General features: G+C 73.1%; 19 protein-coding genes. 10 read left to right on the top strand and 9 right to left on the bottom strand.

The features are described 5' to 3' along the window. Window positions 1–11 precede the first annotated feature (11 nt). From purC to purB, 4 genes are all read right to left on the bottom strand, one after another. Window positions 12–776, bottom strand: coding sequence for a phosphoribosylaminoimidazolesuccinocarboxamide synthase (gene purC / locus J5Y09_RS16190; RefSeq protein ID WP_209352856.1), 765 nt, complete (start codon window positions 774–776; stop codon window positions 12–14). Between the two features lie 112 nt (window positions 777–888). After that, window positions 889–1638, bottom strand: coding sequence for an NRDE family protein (locus J5Y09_RS16185; RefSeq protein WP_209352855.1), 750 nt, complete (start codon window positions 1636–1638; stop codon window positions 889–891). A 43-nt stretch (window positions 1639–1681) separates the two neighbouring features. Beyond that, the gene (locus J5Y09_RS16180) at window positions 1682–1984 is read right to left on the bottom strand and encodes a hypothetical protein (protein ID WP_209352854.1); all 303 of its coding nucleotides are present in this window, start codon (window positions 1982–1984) and stop codon (window positions 1682–1684) included. Window positions 1985–2067: 83 nt separating this feature from the next. Continuing rightward, on the bottom strand, window positions 2068–3405 hold the full coding sequence (purB, locus tag J5Y09_RS16175) for an adenylosuccinate lyase (protein ID WP_209352853.1): 1338 nt from the start codon (window positions 3403–3405) through the stop codon (window positions 2068–2070). A gap of 157 nt (window positions 3406–3562) precedes the next feature. Between purB and J5Y09_RS16170 the strand changes: the two genes are divergently transcribed. Further along, window positions 3563–4381 (top strand): TerC family protein, encoded by an 819-nt coding sequence (locus tag J5Y09_RS16170; protein WP_209352852.1) that lies wholly within the window; start codon window positions 3563–3565, stop codon window positions 4379–4381. A gap of 136 nt (window positions 4382–4517) precedes the next feature. After that, on the top strand, window positions 4518–5039 hold the full coding sequence (locus J5Y09_RS16165) for a hypothetical protein (protein WP_209352851.1): 522 nt from the start codon (window positions 4518–4520) through the stop codon (window positions 5037–5039). A 15-nt stretch (window positions 5040–5054) separates the two neighbouring features. Here J5Y09_RS16165 and J5Y09_RS24635 read toward each other — a convergent pair whose 3' ends face one another. The 4 genes from J5Y09_RS24635 to J5Y09_RS16145 all read right to left on the bottom strand — a co-directional run bounded on the left by J5Y09_RS24635 (window position 5055) and on the right by J5Y09_RS16145 (window position 8797). Next, window positions 5055–6113 (bottom strand): S1C family serine protease, encoded by a 1059-nt coding sequence (locus J5Y09_RS24635; protein WP_209352850.1) that lies wholly within the window; start codon window positions 6111–6113, stop codon window positions 5055–5057. A gap of 76 nt (window positions 6114–6189) precedes the next feature. Continuing rightward, the gene (gene radC, locus J5Y09_RS16155) at window positions 6190–6948 is read right to left on the bottom strand and encodes a RadC family protein (RefSeq protein WP_209352849.1); all 759 of its coding nucleotides are present in this window, start codon (window positions 6946–6948) and stop codon (window positions 6190–6192) included. 61 nt (window positions 6949–7009) lie between these two features. Beyond that, complete coding sequence (map, locus tag J5Y09_RS16150; RefSeq protein WP_209352848.1) at window positions 7010–7822, bottom strand: type I methionyl aminopeptidase; 813 nt, start codon at window positions 7820–7822, stop codon at window positions 7010–7012. An 87-nt stretch (window positions 7823–7909) separates the two neighbouring features. Continuing rightward, window positions 7910–8797: a methyltransferase domain-containing protein gene (locus J5Y09_RS16145; RefSeq protein ID WP_209352847.1), complete on the bottom strand. Its 888-nt coding sequence runs from the start codon at window positions 8795–8797 to the stop codon at window positions 7910–7912. Window positions 8798–8898: 101 nt separating this feature from the next. Between J5Y09_RS16145 and J5Y09_RS16140 the strand changes: the two genes are divergently transcribed. The 5 genes from J5Y09_RS16140 (at window position 8899) to J5Y09_RS16120 (ending at window position 13790) form a co-directional block, all read left to right on the top strand. After that, window positions 8899–10488, top strand: a complete 1590-nt coding sequence (locus J5Y09_RS16140) for a rhodanese-like domain-containing protein (protein WP_209352846.1) — start codon at window positions 8899–8901, stop codon at window positions 10486–10488. A 4-nt stretch (window positions 10489–10492) separates the two neighbouring features. Beyond that, window positions 10493–11284, top strand: a complete 792-nt coding sequence (locus J5Y09_RS16135; protein WP_342451492.1) for a double zinc ribbon domain-containing protein — start codon at window positions 10493–10495, stop codon at window positions 11282–11284. 31 nt (window positions 11285–11315) lie between these two features. Further along, entirely contained in the window at window positions 11316–11573 is a 258-nt protein-coding gene (gene grxC / locus J5Y09_RS16130) for a glutaredoxin 3 (protein WP_209352844.1), read from the top strand. An 84-nt stretch (window positions 11574–11657) separates the two neighbouring features. Beyond that, window positions 11658–12173 (top strand): DUF1178 family protein, encoded by a 516-nt coding sequence (locus J5Y09_RS16125; protein ID WP_209352843.1) that lies wholly within the window; start codon window positions 11658–11660, stop codon window positions 12171–12173. A 75-nt stretch (window positions 12174–12248) separates the two neighbouring features. After that, window positions 12249–13790 (top strand): autotransporter outer membrane beta-barrel domain-containing protein, encoded by a 1542-nt coding sequence (locus J5Y09_RS16120; protein WP_209352842.1) that lies wholly within the window; start codon window positions 12249–12251, stop codon window positions 13788–13790. A 13-nt stretch (window positions 13791–13803) separates the two neighbouring features. Here the strand turns inward: J5Y09_RS16120 and ubiG are convergent, their stop codons facing one another. Then, window positions 13804–14529: a bifunctional 2-polyprenyl-6-hydroxyphenol methylase/3-demethylubiquinol 3-O-methyltransferase UbiG gene (ubiG, locus tag J5Y09_RS16115; protein ID WP_209352841.1), complete on the bottom strand. Its 726-nt coding sequence runs from the start codon at window positions 14527–14529 to the stop codon at window positions 13804–13806. A gap of 136 nt (window positions 14530–14665) precedes the next feature. Between ubiG and J5Y09_RS16110 the strand changes: the two genes are divergently transcribed. The 3 genes from J5Y09_RS16110 to J5Y09_RS24855 form a co-directional block, all read left to right on the top strand. Then, window positions 14666–15889, top strand: coding sequence for an aspartate kinase (locus J5Y09_RS16110; protein WP_209352840.1), 1224 nt, complete (start codon window positions 14666–14668; stop codon window positions 15887–15889). 50 nt (window positions 15890–15939) lie between these two features. Further along, complete coding sequence (locus J5Y09_RS16105; RefSeq protein ID WP_209352944.1) at window positions 15940–16932, top strand: NAD(P)H-dependent flavin oxidoreductase; 993 nt, start codon at window positions 15940–15942, stop codon at window positions 16930–16932. A gap of 78 nt (window positions 16933–17010) precedes the next feature. Continuing rightward, window positions 17011–17659, top strand: a 649-nt coding sequence (locus J5Y09_RS24855) for a helix-turn-helix domain-containing protein (protein ID WP_209352839.1), incomplete at its 3' end; no start/stop codon positions are given.

The raw sequence follows: 17659 nt of genomic DNA, 5'->3' as shown, positions 1-17659 counted from the left end.
GGCGGGGGCGATCACTGCATCGCCTCCGGCCCCTTCATGTCGCGCACGCCGGCCTCGGGCAGGATGCCGAGTCGCCGGGCGACTTCCTGGTAGCCTTCCTCGACCTTGCCGAGGTCGCGGCGGAAGCGGTCCTTGTCCATCTTCTCGCCGGTCTTGGCATCCCACAGGCGGCAATTGTCGGGGGAGATCTCGTCGGCGAGGACGATGCGCATCTCCTCGTTCTCCCACAGCCGGCCGAATTCCAGCTTGAAGTCGACGAGGGTGATGCCGACGCCGAGGAAGAGCCCGGTGAGGAAGTCGTTCACGCGGAGCGTGAGCGCGACCATGTCGTCGAGGTCCTGCGTGCTCGCCCAGCCGAAGCAGGTGATGTGCTCCTCGGCGACCATCGGGTCACCGAGCTGGTCGTTCTTGTAGTAGTACTCGATGATCGAGCGCGGCAGGCGCTGGCCTTCGGGGATGCCGAGGCGGGAGGAGAGCGAGCCCGCGGCGACGTTCCGCACGACGACCTCGAGCGGGATGATCTCGACCTCGCGGATCAGCTGCTCGCGCATGTTCAGCCGGCGGATGAAGTGCGTCGGCACGCCGATCTCGGCCAGGCGCGTCATCAGGTATTCGCTGATGCGGTTGTTGAGAACGCCCTTGCCGGTGATGGTGCCCTTCTTCTGGGCGTTGAACGCGGTGGCGTCGTCCTTGAAGTACTGGACCAGGGTGCCGGGTTCCGGGCCCTCGAACAGGATCTTGGCCTTGCCCTCGTAGAGTTGTCGGCGTCGCGCCATGGCGGGAGGAATCCTTCGTACCGTCGGGACGGACGCCGCCCGGCGGGGGAGGGGCGCATATAGCAAGCACGCCCCGGCAGGGCCATCGCCCGCGAAGGGAGGCAGCCCGGCGTCAGGCGGGGGGCGGCAGGTCCAGCGGGCGGAAGGGCGCGGTGCCCGGCGCGCCGGCGCAGAACAGCCAGTGCCGCGCGCCATCCCGGCCGAGGGCGAGCAGGCTGGAGCAGACCGTGCCGAAGCCGCCCATGGGCGGAACGTTCAGGGTCTCGGCCGGGCCGATCTCCGGGTCGAAGTCGGAATCCGCGAGCAGCCCAGCCCAGCGGTCCCAGTCGCCGGCCGCGGGATCGGGCGGCGGGGTGGCGCGGAAGCGGGGCAGGTGGCGGCGGGTGCGGGGACTCGTCGGGTCGTTGGGGTCATGGGCCGTGACCATCGACAGGCCCTCCGGGAGCGGATGGGCCTCGATCGCGCCTTCGCCGAGGCCGCGCAGGAAGAAGGCGGCGTGCCGGTCGGCGATCACCATGTTGAAGGGCCGCCAGGCGGTCGCGGGCAGGTCGGCGATGCCGGAGGCGGCCTCATGCGCGGTGGCGGCGCCGGCGGCGGCGAGCGGCAATTCGCCGCGGGAGCGCTTGCCGGCCTCCGGCCCCAGGCTGCCCGGGCGGTTGAGCACGGCGGCGAGGACCCCGGCCGGGCCGAGCGCCATCCAGGTGCCGCCCGCGCTGCGGTCCCGGCCCCCGGTCACGCCCGGCGCGTCGTCCCACCAGGTGCGGGGCGGGTCCCAGGCGCGATCGACGCGCTCGTCGCGATTCGCAGCGACCAGGCAGGGCCAGTCATGCCCGGGGCGATGCAGGATGATGAGGGTGCACATGCCTGTCACGCTGCGGCCGCGCGACGCGGCCGGCAATGGCGCGTCAGAAGCGGAAGTTCAGCGAGACGCCCGGCGGGCCGTAGTAGTAGGCCGGCGGCGGCGCGTAGTAGACCGGCGGCGGCGGCGCGTAATACACGCGCGGCGGCGGCGCGTAGTAGTAGCGCGGCGGCGGCGCGTAGTAGCCGCGCGGCGGGCCGTAGCTGTAGTGGCGCTGATGCGGCGGCCCCCAGCCGCGGCCGGGGTGTCCCCAGCCGTGCCGGTCGCCGGCCTCGGCGCTGCCGGGCAGGGCGATGGCCCCCGCGAGGGCGGCGAGGCCAGCCAGGGCAAAGCTGCGGATCCGGCGCATGGTTGGGTCACTCCTCAATATGACCAGAACGTTAACGCCTTCTTTTGACCGAAAGACGGCGACGGCGCCACGGTTTCGACGAGTTAGCCTTCCCCGAAGACGCGCCTGAAGATCGTATCGACATGGGCGAAGTCCCGCCGCGGGTCCATCGCCGCATCGAGCGCGGGGCCATCGAGCAGCGCCGAGACCGTCGCATCGGCGAGCAGGTTGTCGCGGAAGCCGCGCGCGGCGGGCGTGCCCAGCGCCTCCCAGGTCGCCATCGCCGCGCGCTGGACGGCGCGGTAGGCGTCTTCCCGGCTCATCCCCGCCTGGGTCAGCGCGAGCAGCACCTTCTGGCTGTGCACGACGCCGCCGAGGCTTTCGAGATTCGCCGCCATGCGCGCGGGGTAGACGGTGAGCTTTTCCATCATCCCGGTCAGGCGCATCAGCGCGAAGTCGAGTGCGATCGTGGCATCCGGGGCGATCACGCGCTCCACGCTCGAATGGCTGATGTCGCGCTCGTGCCACAGCGCGACGTTCTCGAGCGCGGGGACGGCATAGCCGCGGACCAGGCGGGCGAGGCCGGTCAGGTTCTCGCTCAGCACCGGGTTCCGCTTGTGCGGCATGGCGCTGCTGCCCTTCTGGCCGGGGTGGAAGAATTCCTCGGCCTCGCGCACCTCGCTGCGCTGCAGGTGGCGCACCTCGGTGGCCAGTCGCTCGATCGCGCTCGCCACCACGGCCAGCGCGCAGAAGAAGGCGGCGTGGCGGTCGCGCGGGATCACCTGCGTGCTGACGGGTTCGACCGCGAGGCCGAGGCGGTCGGCGACGAAGGCCTCCACGCGCGGATCGACGGAGGCGAAGGTGCCGACGGGGCCCGAGATCGCGCAGGTCGCGACTTCCGCCCGCGCCGCGACCAGCCGCGCCCGGCCGCGCGCGAATTCCGCGTGGTGGCCGGCGAGCTTCAGCCCGAAGGTGGTGGGTTCGGCGTGGATGCCGTGGCTGCGCCCGACGGTCGGCGTCATGCGATGTTCCATCGCGCGCGCCTTCAGCGCCGCGAGCAGCGCGTCGAGGTCGGCGATCAGCAGGTCCGCCGCGCGCGCCATCTGCACCGCGAGGCAGGTGTCGAGCACGTCCGACGACGTCATGCCCTGGTGCATGAAGCGCGCCTCCGGCCCGATGCCCTGCGCCATCCAGGTGAGGAAGGCGATGACGTCGTGGCGCGTCTCGCGCTCGATCGCGTCGATCGCCGCGACGTCGGCGTCGGAGATCGCGGCGGCGCGGGGGGCGCCCTTCTCGCGGATGATGCGCGCGGCATCGGCGGGAATGGTCCCGATCGATGCCATGGCCTCGGCCGCGAGGGCCTCGATCTCGAACCAGATCCGATACCGCGCGGCGGGCGACCAGATCGCCTCCATCTGCGGGCGGGAATAGCGCGGAACCATGGCGGGCGCTCCGAAAGCGGTTTCGGTTAGCGTTTCGCGCGGGCGGGGCCGCGGCGCAAGGCGGGCGCCCGAACGCTCCGGGGTTGCCGCCGGCGGGCCCGGCGGCTAACGCTACCGGCCTTAATTCGACCCACTACGCTCCGGGAACGTCCACATCATGTTGGAAATGCTGCCTGAATGGTTCCAGCCACTGGCAATGGTGCTGTTCATCGACGTCGTCCTCGCCGGTGACAACGCCATCGTCGTCGGCATGGCCGCGGCCGGCCTGCCGGCCGACCAGCGCAAGAAGGCGATCTTCTGGGGCATCATCGCCGCCACCGTCATGCGCATCGCCTTCGCGTCGATCACGGTGCAGCTGCTCTCGATCGTCGGCATCGTGCTCGCGGGCGGCGTTCTGCTGCTCTGGGTCTGCTGGAAGATGTACCGCGAGCTGCGCGACGGCGGCGGCCATGGCCACGCCGACACGACCGAGCAGCACGAGGGCGTCGAGGCGCTGGACGGCGCCGAACCCGGCGTGCCGCGCAAGACGCTGCGCCAGGCCATCACGCAGATCCTCGTCGCCGACGTGTCGATGAGCCTCGACAACGTGCTCGCCGTCGCCGGCGCGGCGAAGGACCATCCCTATATCCTGATCATCGGCCTTGCCGTGTCGGTCGTCCTGATGGGCGTCGCCGCGACGCTGATCGCGCGGCTGCTCGACAAGCATCGCTGGATCGCCTGGATCGGCCTGCTCGTGATCCTCTACGTCGCGTTCCAGATGATCTACGAGGGCACGCACCAGGTCGCGACCGCGGTGCCGGAGGCCTACGCCTACCTGTTCCTGCCGCTCGGCTTCCTCGCGCCCGCCATCGCCGGGGTCTTCCCGGTCTGGCTCTGGGTGGGTGCGACCTTCCTCCAGCTGGTGATCTACACCTCGGTCATCACGCTGGTGGCGGGCGCCGTCCGCGACGCGACCCGCCGCGGGGCGCATGCCTGAGGCCCCGCGCGAGGCGCCCGCCGGCCACGATACGGCCGGATTCCGGTGCGCTTCTTCCCCCCGCCATGACAGGGCGGGGCGGGGCATGACGGCACGGACGTGGCGCAGGGCGGCCCGATGGGGCGCGGCGGCGGGCATGCTCGCCCTCGCCGGCTGCGCCGCCCTCGAGGAAGCGGGCCGGCCATCCCTCGACACGATCGCGCAACGCATGCCGGCCCAGCTGGCCGGCTTCATGCTCGGCGAGACCGCGCGGCGGCCCGGGCCCGCGCTCGCGCTCGACTACGCCACGGCGAACCGCAGCGCGGTCGGCGCCATCCTCGTCTATGAGGCGCCCGGCGGCGCGGCGCCGTCCGACCCGTCATCGCCGGTCATCGAGCGCGAACTCACCTCCGCCGTCGCCGAGGTCAGCGAGGCGCCCTACGGCCGCGGCGGGCGCCGCCTGACCGAGCGCGAGCGCATCACCATCGCCGATCCCGGCCTGCGCTGCGCGATCATGACCGGCGCCTTCGGGCGCGCCGCCGTGGTGCGCCACGTGTGCATCGGCGCGGCGCAGGGCCGCTTCGTGCGGGTGCAGGTCACCATGGCCGACCGCAACCCGCCGCCCGCCGACGCCGCCGCCTTCGCCGCGGCGGCGCTGAGGGCCGTCCGCGGCGGCTGACGCCGTCCCGACGACCTAGCGCATGCAGCGCAGGAAGACGGTCGAGATATGGGCGAGCTCGCCGATCTCGGCCGCGCTGCGCGGCTGGCCGGTGGGGTCTTCCAGCTGCGGCTGAACGCCGTGTTCGCGCATGAAGTCCACCGCCTCGGTGTGCTTCACGGCGAAGTTCACGTTCTGCGGGATGTCGCCGGTGCGCTCGGCGATCCGCTGCGCGTTCAGCTTGGAGACGATGACGCCGACGACCTGGCCGCGCAGGTCGAGCAGCGGCCCGCCGGAATTGCCCTGCTGCACCGGCGCGCTGATCTGGATCTGGCGCGGATTGTCGCCCAGCCCCGCGAGGGCCGAGACGTCCCCCGTCGTCAGCGTGGGGCCGGAGGACAGCAGCCCCGCGAGCGGGAAGCCGTAGGTGACGACGCTCTCGCCGCGCCGCACCTCCGCCGCGCGGCGGAAGGCCAGGACGGGGCCGGGGTCGCTTTCCGTGCGCAGCAAGGCGAGGTCGCGCTGCGCGTCGGCGGCGATGATGGTCGCCGGGATCTCCTGGCCGTTGGACAGCCGCGCGCGCATCGCCGTGCAGCCATCGACCACGTGCTGGTTGGTCATGATCTGGCGCGGCGCGACGACGAAGCCGGTGCCGGAGGAGACCATGCGCTGCGCCCCGCCATCGCCCGCGCCGCCCGGCGCCCCGCCGGGGCGGCCGGGCGCCGCCGCGCCGAGCGGCGGCGGCTTGTCGCGCGGCAATTGCGCCACCTGCCCGGGCGCGGGCCCGCCCGGCCGCGGTCCCGGCTGGCCGAAGCCCTGCCCTGGCTGGGGAACCTGGCCCGGTCCGGGGCCCTGCGGCCGCGCCTGGCCCATGCCGGGTCCGGGCAGCGGCGGCGGCTTGTCGCGCGGCAGCGCCATCTGCGGTCCGGCATTGCCGCGCGGCCCGAGGCCCTGCGGCCCGAGGCCCTGCGGGCCCTGCGGGCCCTGGGACGGCGGCGGCGGCGGCATGTTGCCGAGCGAGCCGCCCTTCTGCGCGGCAGCCGGGCTCGCCGCCGCGGCAAGGGCAAGCAAAACGACGAGGGGTGCGTGACGCATGCCGGCAGCGTGCCGGCAGGCCGGGCAAGCGGTCAACGGCCGGCGCGCGCCGGTGCGCAGCGTGCCGCGAAATCCTTCACAGCAGCCCCTCCCGCCGGAAGGACAGGTGCCGCCCGTTGCCGATGATGAGGTGGTCGTGCAGCGCGATGCCGAGCATCGCCGCCGCGCCCTTCACCTCCTGCGTCATCTCGAGATCGGCGCGCGACGGCGTCGGGTCGCCGGAGGGATGGTTGTGCACCAGGATCAGCGCCGTCGCCTGCAGTTCGAGCGCCCTGCGCACCACTTCCCGCGGATAGACGGGGGTGTGGTTGACCGTGCCGCGCGCCTGCGGCTCGTCGGCGATCAGCCGGTTCCTGGTGTCGAGGAACAGCACGCGGAACTGCTCGACCTTCTCGCGCGCGATGGCCGCCGAGAGATAGGCCAGCAGCCGGTCCCAGTTGTTGAGCACCGGACGGTCCATCACCTCGGCGCGCACCAGGCGGAGCGCCGCCGCCTGCACGGTGCGCAGCGCCGCCGCGCCGGCCTCGCCGAGCCCCTCGACGCCGCGCAGGTCCTGCAGTGGTGCCGCGATGGCATTGGCGAAGGACCCGAAGCGGGCGAGCAGCGCGCGCGCGATCGGCTTGGTGTCCCGCCGCGGCAGCGCCAGGAACAGCACCATTTCCAGCAATTCATGGTCGAGCAGCGCGTCCGGCCCGGCGCCGAGGAGCTTCTCGCGCATCCGGGCGCGGTGGCCGAGATGGCCCGGCGCGGCCTCGCTCGCCGGCGTCTGATCCGGCGGCAGCAGGTCGAACACCGCTCCCGGTCCCGCCTCGGCCAGATGACGCGGCTTGCCCATGCATTCCCGTCCGGAACTCAACCCAAGGTGGATCGTTCCGGAAAAGAATTCAATGGTGGGTTCAGGCGCCGCCCGGCACGTGCGGGCGATGCATCCCGGCGGGGGAGAGGGTGAAGATCTCCACCCCGGTCTCCGTCACGCCCACCATGTGCTCGTACTGGGCGGACAGGGACCGGTCGCGCGTCACCGCCGTCCAGCCATCGTCGAGGATCTTCACCTCGGGCCGGCCGGCATTCACCATCGGCTCGACGGTGAAGAACATGCCCGGCTTCAGGCGCGGCCCTTCGCCGGGGCGGCCGTAATGCAGCACGTTCGGCGGTTCGTGGAAGTTGCGGCCGATGCCGTGGCCGCAGAAGTCGCGCACCACGCTGAAGCGGTGACGTTCCACATAGGCCTGGATGGCGTGGCCGACATCGCCGAGCGTCGCACCGGGGCGGATCGCGCCGATGCCGCGCATCATCGCCTCATAGGTCACGTCCATCAGCAGCCGCGACTTGGTGGACGGCGTGCCGGCGACGAACATGCGGCTGGTGTCGCCGTACCAGCCATCGAGGATGACGGTGACGTCGATGTTCACGATGTCCCCGTCGGCCAGGACGCGGTCGCCCGGGATGCCGTGGCAGACAACGTGGTTGACCGAGGTGCAGGAGGATTTCGTGTAGCCGCGGTAGCCGAGCGTCGCGGGCACGGCGCCGTTGGCCACCATGAAGTCATGGCAGATCTGGTCGATCTCGCCCGTGGTGATTCCGGGCAGGACGTGGGCCGCGATCATGTCCAGCGTCTCGGCGGCGAGGCGGCCCGCCTTGCGCATGCCCGCGAAATCCTCGGGGCGATGGATGGTGATGCGGCGGGCTTCGCCGCCCTGCTGCTCCATGAACCTGCGTGCCGTCGTCTTGTGTGAGTGGTGAAGATGCGCCCGGGAACCTGGGGTTGCAAGCGCGCGGGCGTCGGCGGGCTGCGGTCAGGCCCCCGGAGCTTCGCCGGTCCCGTGTTCCACGGTGCCCAGCGCGTCCGCCAGCCGGGCGGTGGCCGAGCCGGGGCGCGCGGCCCGCGGCTGGTCGGGGCCGGGCGCCCAGCCGGTCAGCATGACCAGGCGCAGCGTCGCCGGGATGCCTTCCTCCCCGCGCGGCAGGCGGGCGGCGGCCAGCGGGAACAGCGCGCGGGGCGGCGTGCGCCGGTCGCGCGCGAGCACCGCATTGCCCTCGCCGGCCGCGCGCAGGTCGGCCAGCAGCGCGAAGGGGTCGCGATAGAGCAGGGGGATGTCCTCGGCATCCGCCACCGGCAGGGCGAAGCCCGCGCGCTGCAGCAGCCCCGCCCCGTCGCGCAGGTCGGGGAAAGGGGAGACGCGCGGGGCGAGGCCGTCGCGCAACTCGCTCTCGGCCTGTCCCAGCGCGGCGCGGAGCTCGCCCAGCGTGGGCAGGCCCGGCAGGGCGGCGAGGAACAGCCCGTCCGGCGCCAGCGCGCGGCGGATCTGCACCAGCGCGCCCGGCAGGTCGTTCACCCAATGCAGCGAGAGGCAGGCGACGACGAGGTCGAAGGCGCCCTCGGCGAAGGGCAGCCATTCCTCGTCCGAGGCGACCGGATGCGGCCCGGCGGCGCGCGCGAGTGCCGGGGAAAGGTCGGCCGAGACGACGAAGGGCACGCCGCGGGCCGCGAGGCGCGGCGCGACATGGCCGCGGCCGCCGATCTCGAGCGCGCGGGAGAAGCGGCGCGTCGTGTCGTCCAGCCGGTCGAGCAGCCGGTCCGCCGCCTCGGAGAGGATCGGCGCGACGCGATCCTGCGTCGCGGCGGCGCGGTCGCGGCGGCGGCGCACCAGGCGACGGTCGAAGATCTCGACGGGGCTGCTCATGGGCGGGAGATGCGCCCGCCGCGCGGCCGGGGCAAGCGTCGCGGTTTCCCTCCACCGGCAAAGGGTTCTAGCGTCCGGCCGTTCGAGGGGAGGAGGCAGGCATGCCGAAGCAGGTCGATGCGGCGACGCTCAAGGGCTGGATCCGCGATGGGCGTGAACTCGCCATCCTCGATGCGCGGGAGGATGGGGAGTTCGGGCGCTCCCACCTGTTCTGGGCGGTGCCCTGCGCGCTGTCGAAGGCCGAGGCGCGGGCCCGGGCGTTGCTGCCCCGGCGCGACGTGCGCGTGGTCTGCGTCGATGGCGGCGAAGGCCATGCGGCGCGACTCGCCGCCTTCCTCGAGGGCATCGGCTGCGGCGACGTCTCGGTGCTGGAGGGCGGCACGCCGGCCTGGGTGGCGGCGGGCTACGTCGCCTTCTCGGGCGTCAACGTGCCCCCCAAGGCGTTCGGCGAATGGGTCGAGCACCACTACCACACGCCCTCGGTCGATCCGGCCGAACTGAAGGCGATGATGGAGGCGGGCACGGACATGGTCGTGCTCGACAGCCGTCCGATCGACGAGTTCCGCCGCATGACGATTCCCGGCGGCATCAATGTCCCGGGCGGGGAGCTGGTGTACCGGGTGGGGGACATCGTGACCCGGCCGGAGACGACGATCGTCGTGAACTGCGCGGGGCGGACGCGCTCCATCCTCGGCGCCGAATCGCTGCGCAGCGCCGGCGTGCCGAACAAGGTGGTGGCGCTGCGCAACGGCACGATGGGCTGGGAACTGGCGGGCTTCGCCTGCGATCGCGGGCGGACGGTGCGGTATCCCGAAGGCACGCCCGCGACGATCGAGGACGCCTTCGCCCGAGCCGACCGCTTCGCCCGTCGGCATGGCGTGAAGACCGCGACGCGCGCCGACCTCGAGCGCATGCGCGGCGAGGCCGGGCGGACGACCTATGTGCTCGACGTGCGCGACCCGTCGGAATTCGCGGCGGGGCATCTCGGCGGCAGCCGTTCCGCGCCGGGCGGGCAGCTTGTGCAGGCGACGGACCAATGGGTCGCGGTGCGGGAAGCGCGGATCGTGCTGGTGGACGACACCGGCGTGCGCGCCCGCATGACCGGCGGCTGGCTCCGCCAGCTGGGGGGCTGGGAGGTCTTCGTGCTGACCGACGGGCTGGATGGCAGGCTGGAGGAAGGCATGGCCCCGCCGGAGGTGCCGGAATCGACCGCGATCCGCGTGCCGCACATCGCCCCCGCGGAACTCGCCGCATTGGCCGGGGAGGGCGCGGTGCAGATCGTCGAGCTCACCCGCTCCATCGACTTCCGCGACGGGCACATACCCGGCGCCGTCTGGGGGATCCGCACCCGCCTCGCCAGGCTCGCCGGCCGGCTGACGGGCGACCGCCATGTCGTGGTCGCGGCGGCGGAGGAATGGCAGGCGCGGCTCGCGGCCGAGGAACTGCGCGGGATCGTCCAGGCGCCGCTGAAGATCCTCGCCGGCGGCACGGCGGCGTGGAAGGCCGCGGGCTTCCCGCTGGCGGCCGACCGGCGCGACCCGCCGGATGCCGACTGCGTCGACTTCTACCTCCGGCCGTATGACCGGAATGATGGGGTGGAGGCGGCGATGCGCGAATACCTCTCCTGGGAGATCGACCTGGTGCATGAGGTCGAGAAGGACGGGGACGCGCCCTTCGGCGCCTGGGTCTAGCCGGGTGCAGCCGGCGCTGCGGCGCCTGGCGGGGGGCGTCCGTCGCGCCTCCGCCGGGCTGCTCGACGCGCTGTTGCCGCCGCGCTGCCTCGGCTGCGCGGAGGAGGTCTCGGCGCAGGGGACGCTGTGCGCCGCCTGCTTCGCATCGCTCAAGTCGGTCACCGAGCCCTTCTGCGCGCGCTGCGGCGTCCCCTTCGCCCATCCGGGGCAGGCGGCCGATCGCGATGCGGATGGCCTGTCCTGCGCACCCTGCGCGCGGCGTCCGCCATCCTTCCGGCGCGCACGTGCCGCGCTGCGCTACGACGATGGCGCGAAGCGGCTGATCCTGCCCTTCAAGCACGCGGACCGGACGGAACTCGCGCTGCCCCTGGCGCGGCAGATGGCGCGCGCCGGCGGAGCACTGCTCGCCGAGGCCGATGTGATCGCCCCGGTGCCGGCGCATTGGCGGCGCCTGCTGGCGCGGCGCTACGACCAGGCGGCGCTGCTGGCGCTGGCGCTGGGGCGGATCGCGCGGCGCCCGGTCGTGCCGGACCTCCTCGCCCGACGGCGCCGCACGCCACCGCTCGGCGACAAGGGGGCGGCGGAGCGGGCTGCGGCTGTCGAGGGCGCCTTCGGCGTGCCGCCGCGCGCGGCGCGGCGAATCGCGGGCCTGCGCGTGCTGCTGGTCGACGATGTCATGACCTCCGGCGCGACGGCCGAGGCCTGTGCCCGCGCGCTGCTGGACGCCGGCGCGGCCGCGGTCGACGTGCTGGCCGCGGCGCGGGTGCCGGATCCGCGGCTCGCCGCGGGCGCTTGATCTCCGGCCGCGCCTCGCCAAGTCTCGGCGCATGGCCAAGGTCGACATCTACGTCCAGGATTTCTGCCCCTATTGCGCGCGCGCCAAGGCGTTGCTCGACCGCAAGGGGGTTCCCTACAACGAGATCTACGCGCCGAACGGCTCGGCCGCGCGGCAGGAGGCGATCGCCCGCTCCGGCGGGCGGACCACCGTCCCGCAGGTCTTCATCGATGGCCAGCCCGTCGGCGGGTCGGACGACCTTCACGCGCTCGACCGGGCCGGGCGCCTGGACGCGATGCTGGCGGCGTGAGCCAGGGTCTGGCACTCTTGGATCGAGAGTGCCAAATCAGGGGAGCTGGTCCGCCAGGGGAGGCAGGGCCGGCATGAAGGACCGATGATCCACTACCAGCTCCGCTGCACGAGCACCGCGACCGAGCACGCCTTCGACGGCTGGTTCAAGGACAGCGCCGGCTTCGAGGCGCTGGCCAAGGCCGGTCTCGTCGAATGCCCGGTCTGCGGCGGCACGAACGTCGCGCGCGCGCTGATGGCCCCCGCCATCCCCAAGAAGGGCCGCCCGGCCCGCAATGCCGCGCCGCCGCCGGAACCCTCCGCACCGGCCGCGCCTGCCCCCGCGGCCCAGGCCGAGCCGCCGCGGCCCGCCGGCGCGCCTGGCATGGCCGGGCCTATTCCGGCCGAACTGCGCGCCATGCTCCAGCGCCTGCGCGCCGAGGTCGAGAAATCCTGCGACTACGTAGGCCCCGATTTCGCCGAGGAGGCGCGCCGCATGCACCGCGGCGAGACCGACCGGCGCGGCATCTTCGGCGAGGCCTCCGATGCCGAGGCGGAGGCGCTGCGCGACGAAGGGATCGAGGTCTCCCGCATTCCCTGGGTGCCGCCCTCGGACGCCTGACCGGCGCCGCCATTGCTGCTTGCGTCGTGGTAACTTTTCACACGAAAATGTGAGGTCTCAGGAGGGGCTGAGACCATGGGTCTCCGATTCGTCGTCGCGGCACTCGGCGCCTCGCTCGCGCTGCCGTCGGCCGCGCTCGCGCAGACCGCGCCGCTCGACCTTTCCTCCTCCTCCTTCACCCGCAGCGTCCAGACGGACCCGACGCCGCAGGTGCGGATCGACGGCATCCTCGGCTCCGGCCCGTCGCCGCTTGTTTCGCTGTTCGCGACGGGTGCCTTCGGCAGCCCGGCCTCGAACGCCGCGGTCGCCTCGGTGGGTCTGGCGCTGACATCGGCGGCCGCGCCCGTCCGCGTCCAGCTTTCGGCGCCCCGCCTCGTCGGCCGCGCGCCGACCGAGCGCATCGTCAACGGCACGCCGTTCGACGTCGTGATCACGGGGGAAGGCACCGCGACGATCCCGACCGGCGCGCGCGGCGTCTGCGCCACCGCCGGCACGAGTGGCCTGCTCGGCGATGGCGGGGACCTGCCGGCAGGCTGCCAGAACGCCGGCACGGCCGTCGCGGTCGCGCCGGGCCAGTCCTTCGTGCTGACCAACACCAACACGCCGCAGCTCGTGCTGGCGGGCTCGGCCGACGTCTATGCGGTCACGGCGACCCCGATCGTGCAGATCGGCACCGGCCACACGATGACCCGCATCGGCACCTTCCAGGACCTGGACCGGATGGCCGACCGGCTGTTCGAGGACATGGGCGACCCGGGCTTTGCCGGCGGCGGCGACCGTCCCTGGGCGGTCTTCGCCGAGGCCTTCGGCGGCTTCGGCCGGCTGAACGCGGACCCGTCCCGCTACCTGCCCGGCGCGCGGACGGAGTTCGGCGGCATCTCCAGCGGCATCGCGGGCGTGCCCCTGCCGGGGATCGTCGCCGGCTGGATCTTCGATGCGAGCCGCGTCGAGATGGCGACGAACGATCCCTTCGCGCCGGAATCGAGCCGCATGGACCTGGTGAAGACCGGGCCCTTCGGCTCCTTCCGACTGGGCGACTTCACGATCTCGCTGCTCGCGGTCGGCGGCCGGGGCGACAGTGCGACGCGCAGCGGATCCGCCGCGGCCGGCGGCGTGGCTTCGGCCGGCTACGGCATGACGATGGCGACCGGCGGCGGCGAGGTCGCGATGAACCTCCGCCAAATCCTCGGCATCCCGCTGACGCCGCAATTCGGCTACCAGTACGCCCGGGTCGAGACCGAGGGCTTCACCGAGACCGGAAGCCCCTTCGCCCTGCGCGGCCAGGGGGGCGCCTCCGAACGGCAACGCATGTGGGTCGGCGCGATCTGGAGCGACAGCTACGAGGTCGGGCCCTTCCGCGTGGAGCCGCGCGCCTATCTGCGCGTCGTCAACCTCTGGGGCGATACGGACGGGGCGTCCAACGCGGTCTTCGCCGGGTTTCCCCAGGCCGGGCAGGTGAACCTGGCCGGGCCGCAGGTGGCGGGCTGGGCCGCGCAATGGGGGCTGCGCGCCCGCATCCCGCTGCTCGCCGGCGTCGCGCAGGTCTCCTGGGACGGGCAGACGGGCGCGGGCTACGACGCCCAGGTCTTCGCCGCGCGGTTCCGCCTCGCCTTCTGAGCCCCGCCCGCCGTCAGGGCGCGCGCGCCATCAGGATGTAGTTCACCCCGACATCCCGCGTGGCGCGCCAGCGCCCGGTCAGCGGGTCCATCGACATCCCCGCGAGGTCGGCGACGGTGAGCCCGGCGCGGCGCAGCCCGGCCCCGAGTTCGCCCGGTGTCACGAACATCCGCCAGTCATGCGTGCCGACCGGCAGAAGCCGCAGCACGTATTCGGCGCCTACCTTCGCCATCAGGAAGGACCGCGCCGTGCGGTTCAGCGTCGAGAGGAACAGCAGCCCCCCCGGCTTCAGCGCGCGCGCCAGCGCGGCGAGGAAAGCGTCCCGGTCGGCGACATGCTCGATCACCTCGAGCGCCACGACCGCGTCCCAGCGCTCGTCCTCGGGCAAGTCCTCCGGCAGCCCTTCCCGGTAGTCGATATCGAGCCCCGAGGCCGCGGCATGGGCGCGGGCGGCGGCCAGCGCCTCCCCCGCCGCGTCGAGGCCGGTGACGCGCGCGCCGCGCCGGGCCAGCGCCTCGGCGGCCAGGCCTGCGCCGCAGCCCACATCCAGCACCGTCACGCCATCGAGCGCCGCCGCATCCCGTCCATGGGCGCGGGCGATCCGGTCCGCGATCCAGCCGGTCCGCAGCGGGTTCATCCGGTGCAGCGGCTTCATCGGGCCGTCGGGGTCCCACCAGCGCGACGCCAGGGCGTCGAACTTGGCGACCTCCTCGCCGCGGAGCGTGCCGGATGCCGCCATGGGGAACCTTTCCTTGGGAAGGGGCTGCGCCGGGTTGCGCAGCCGCCGGCCGCTCTGTATCTGTCGCGCCCCGCCGCCGGGCGCAACCGCCCAGGCGCCCCTTTTTCCGCCCGGCCCCAGGACCCAGACGCCGCCGATGGCCCGCATCGTCATGAAGTTCGGCGGCACCTCCGTCGCCGACCTCGACCGCATCCGCAACGTCGCCCTCCGCGTGAAGCGGGAGGTCGATGCCGGCCACCAGGTGGCCGTCGTCGTCTCCGCCATGTCCGGCGTGACGAACCAGCTTGTGAAATGGTGCCAGGACCTTTCGCCGCTGCATGACGCGCGCGAATACGACACCGTCGTCGCGACCGGCGAACAGGTGACGACGGGCCTGACCGCCATCGCGCTGCAGGCGATCGGCGTCGAGGCGCGGTCCTGGCAGGGCTGGCAGGTGCCGATCGTGACCGACCAGGCGCATGGCAAGGCGCGCGTGGAACGCATCGACGGCGCCCTGCTGATCGAGCGGATGGAGGCGGGCCAGGTGCCCGTCATCGCCGGCTTCCAGGGCATCGAGCCGACGCGCAACCGGATCACGACGCTCGGGCGCGGGGGGTCGGACCTCTCGGCCGTCGCCGTCGCCGCGGCCGTGAAGGCCGATCGCTGCGACATCTATACCGACGTGGACGGCATCTACACGACCGACCCGCGCATCGTGCCGCGCGCGCGGAAGCTCGAGCGCATCTCCTTCGAGGAGATGCTCGAACTCGCCTCGGTCGGTGCGAAGGTGCTGCAGACCCGGTCGGTCGAACTGGCGATGAAGCTCGGCGTGCGGGTTCAGGTGGTGTCGAGCTTCGAGGACAAGCCCGGCTCACTCGTGGTGGATGAGGACGAGATCGTGGAACAGCCCGTGGTTTCCGGCATCGCGTATTCCCGCGACGATGCGAAGGTGACGCTGCGCCGTGTGCCGGACCGGCCGGGCGTCGCGGCGAACGTGTTCGGCGCGCTGTCCAAGGCGAACGTCAATGTCGACATGATCGTCCAGAACATCGGCGCGGACGGCACGACCGACATGACCTTCACGGTCGGCAAGGCGGACCTCGCCCGCGCGCAGGACGTGCTGGAGAAGGCGCGTCCCGAGGTGGGCTTCGAGGCGCTGCTGGCCGACCCGGAGGTCGCCAAGATCAGCGTCGTGGGCATCGGGATGCGCAGCCATGCGGGGGTGGCGAACACCATGTTCCGCGCGCTGGCCGAGAAGGGGATCAACATCCAGGTGATCTCGACGAGCGAGATCAAGGTGAGCGTCCTGGTCTCGGCGGACTACACCGAACTCGCCGTGCGCGCGCTGCACACCGCCTACGGCCTGGACGCGCCGGCGTGACCGACGCCCCGGGCGCGCCCGACTGGGCCTTCGCCGAGCTCGACCGGCTGATGGCGCGCGGCGCCGGCTTCCTCGGCAGCCGCTGGGCCATCCTGGGCGGCGCCATGTCCTGGGTCAGCGAGCGGCATCTGGTCGCCGCGCTGTCCAATGCCGGCGCCTTCGGCGTGATCGCCTGCGGCGCGATGGAACCGCCGCGGCTGGCCGAGGAGATCGCCGGCACCCAGGCGCTGACGACCAGGCCCTTCGGCGTGAACCTCATCACCATGCATCCGCGGCTCGATGCGCTGGTGGACACCTGCCTGGCCGCGAAGGTCGGGCACATCGTCTTCGCCGGCGGCATCCCGCCGGGCAGCGCCATCAAGAAGGCGAAGGACGGCGGGGCGAAGGTGATCTGCTTCGCCCCGGCGCTGGTCCTGGCCAAGCGCCTGGTCCGCAGCGGCGCCGACGCTCTGGTGATCGAGGGATCGGAGGCCGGCGGGCATATCGGCCCGGTATCGCTGAACGTGCTGGCGCAGGAGATCCTGCCGCACATGCGCGACGTGCCGGTCTTCGTCGCCGGCGGGATCGGGCGGGGGGAGGCGATCCTGTCCTACCTCGAGATGGGCGCGGCCGGCGCGCAACTCGGCACCCGCTTCGTCTGCGCCAGCGAATGCGTCGCGCACCCGGCCTTCAAGCAGGCCTTCGTCCGCGGTCAGGCGCGCGACGCCATGCCGACGATCCAGCTGGACGACGCCTTCCCGGTCATTCCGGTGCGCGCGCTGCAGAACCAGGGCACGAAGCGCTTCCTGGAGCACCAGGCCGATACGATCCGCCGCTTCCGGGCCGGCGAGCTCGACAAGGAGGCCGCCCAGCTCGACATCGAGCATTTCTGGGCCGGCGCGCTGCGCCGCGCCGTGATCGACGGCGATGTCGAGAACGGGTCGCTCATGGCCGGCCAGTCGGTCGGGATGGTGACGAAGGAACAGCCGGCGGCCGAGATCGTCGCCGAACTCATCGGCCAGGCCGCTGCCGCGATCGCGGCGCGCCGGGGCAACGCGGCGTGATCGGCCCCTTCGCCGGTTGGCCCTTTGCGCGCGGGGGAGTGCGGGGGTAGAAGCCCCGCTGCCAACGCCATGCCGCCCATGAAGCGCCAACCCCGTCCCGAGATCACCGCCGCGGAGGCCGCCCGCGTGGGCGAGGACCTGCGCGAGGCCCGCATCACGCTCGGCGCCAGCGTCGAGGACATGGCCGAGCGGCTGCGCATCAACCGCCGCTACATCCACGCGCTCGAGGAAGGGCGCATCAAGGACCTGCCGGGGCCGGCCTATGCGGTCGGCTTCGTTCGGTCCTACGCGACGGCCCTCGGGCTCGACCCCGACGAATCCGTGCGCCGCTTCCGCGACGTGACGGGCGGCGCGGCGACGAAGAACGGCGACCTGGTGTTCCCCGAGCCCGTGCCGTCGCGCGGCGTGCCGGCCGGCGCGCTGGTCGCGGCGGGCGTGGTGCTCGCGATCGGCGCCTATGTCGCCTGGTACAATTGGAGCGGTTCGGGCGACCGGGTCGTGGATGCCGTGCCGCCGGTGCCGCCGCGGCTGGAAGGCGCCGCCCCGGCGCCTGCGCCGCGCACGCGGGATGCCGCCGCGACCGGGCAGGGCGCCGCACCCGGCACGACCCCGTCCCAGGCCGCCGCCGCGCCGGTCCGCCATGGCGCAGAGCGCTTCCGTCACCCAGGCGAAATCCGCTTCCCGCACGCGCAGCTGCGCCAGCGGGTCGGCGGCGTGCGCGTCGAAG

The organism is Roseomonas nitratireducens (assembly GCF_017813355.1).
GTDB classification, from domain to species: Bacteria; Pseudomonadota; Alphaproteobacteria; order Acetobacterales; family Acetobacteraceae; genus Neoroseomonas; species Neoroseomonas nitratireducens.
This window is presented reverse-complemented; position numbering and strand designations above follow the sequence as displayed.

Excerpts from the sequence above, each read along its gene's own strand:
- J5Y09_RS24635 (WP_209352850.1), bottom strand. The coding sequence starts at position 6,113 with ATGCGTCACGCACCCCTCGTCGTTTTGCTTGCCCTTGCCGCGGCGGCG.
- J5Y09_RS16165 (WP_209352851.1), top strand. The coding sequence starts at position 4,518 with ATGCTCGCCCTCGCCGGCTGCGCCGCCCTCGAGGAAGCGGGCCGGCCA.
- J5Y09_RS16170 (WP_209352852.1), top strand. The coding sequence starts at position 3,563 with ATGTTGGAAATGCTGCCTGAATGGTTCCAGCCACTGGCAATGGTGCTG.
- purC (WP_209352856.1), bottom strand. The coding sequence starts at position 776 with ATGGCGCGACGCCGACAACTCTACGAGGGCAAGGCCAAGATCCTGTTC.
- J5Y09_RS16125 (WP_209352843.1), top strand. The coding sequence starts at position 11,658 with ATGATCCACTACCAGCTCCGCTGCACGAGCACCGCGACCGAGCACGCC.
- J5Y09_RS16120 (WP_209352842.1), top strand. The coding sequence starts at position 12,249 with ATGGGTCTCCGATTCGTCGTCGCGGCACTCGGCGCCTCGCTCGCGCTG.
- J5Y09_RS16145 (WP_209352847.1), bottom strand. The coding sequence starts at position 8,797 with ATGAGCAGCCCCGTCGAGATCTTCGACCGTCGCCTGGTGCGCCGCCGC.
- radC (WP_209352849.1), bottom strand. The coding sequence starts at position 6,948 with ATGGGCAAGCCGCGTCATCTGGCCGAGGCGGGACCGGGAGCGGTGTTC.
- J5Y09_RS16105 (WP_209352944.1), top strand. The coding sequence starts at position 15,940 with ATGGCGCGCGGCGCCGGCTTCCTCGGCAGCCGCTGGGCCATCCTGGGC.
- J5Y09_RS16140 (WP_209352846.1), top strand. The coding sequence starts at position 8,899 with ATGCCGAAGCAGGTCGATGCGGCGACGCTCAAGGGCTGGATCCGCGAT.
- J5Y09_RS16180 (WP_209352854.1), bottom strand. The coding sequence starts at position 1,984 with ATGCGCCGGATCCGCAGCTTTGCCCTGGCTGGCCTCGCCGCCCTCGCG.
- grxC (WP_209352844.1), top strand. The coding sequence starts at position 11,316 with ATGGCCAAGGTCGACATCTACGTCCAGGATTTCTGCCCCTATTGCGCG.
- J5Y09_RS16110 (WP_209352840.1), top strand. The coding sequence starts at position 14,666 with ATGGCCCGCATCGTCATGAAGTTCGGCGGCACCTCCGTCGCCGACCTC.
- ubiG (WP_209352841.1), bottom strand. The coding sequence starts at position 14,529 with ATGGCGGCATCCGGCACGCTCCGCGGCGAGGAGGTCGCCAAGTTCGAC.
- map (WP_209352848.1), bottom strand. The coding sequence starts at position 7,822 with ATGGAGCAGCAGGGCGGCGAAGCCCGCCGCATCACCATCCATCGCCCC.
- purB (WP_209352853.1), bottom strand. The coding sequence starts at position 3,405 with ATGGTTCCGCGCTATTCCCGCCCGCAGATGGAGGCGATCTGGTCGCCC.
- J5Y09_RS16185 (WP_209352855.1), bottom strand. The coding sequence starts at position 1,638 with ATGTGCACCCTCATCATCCTGCATCGCCCCGGGCATGACTGGCCCTGC.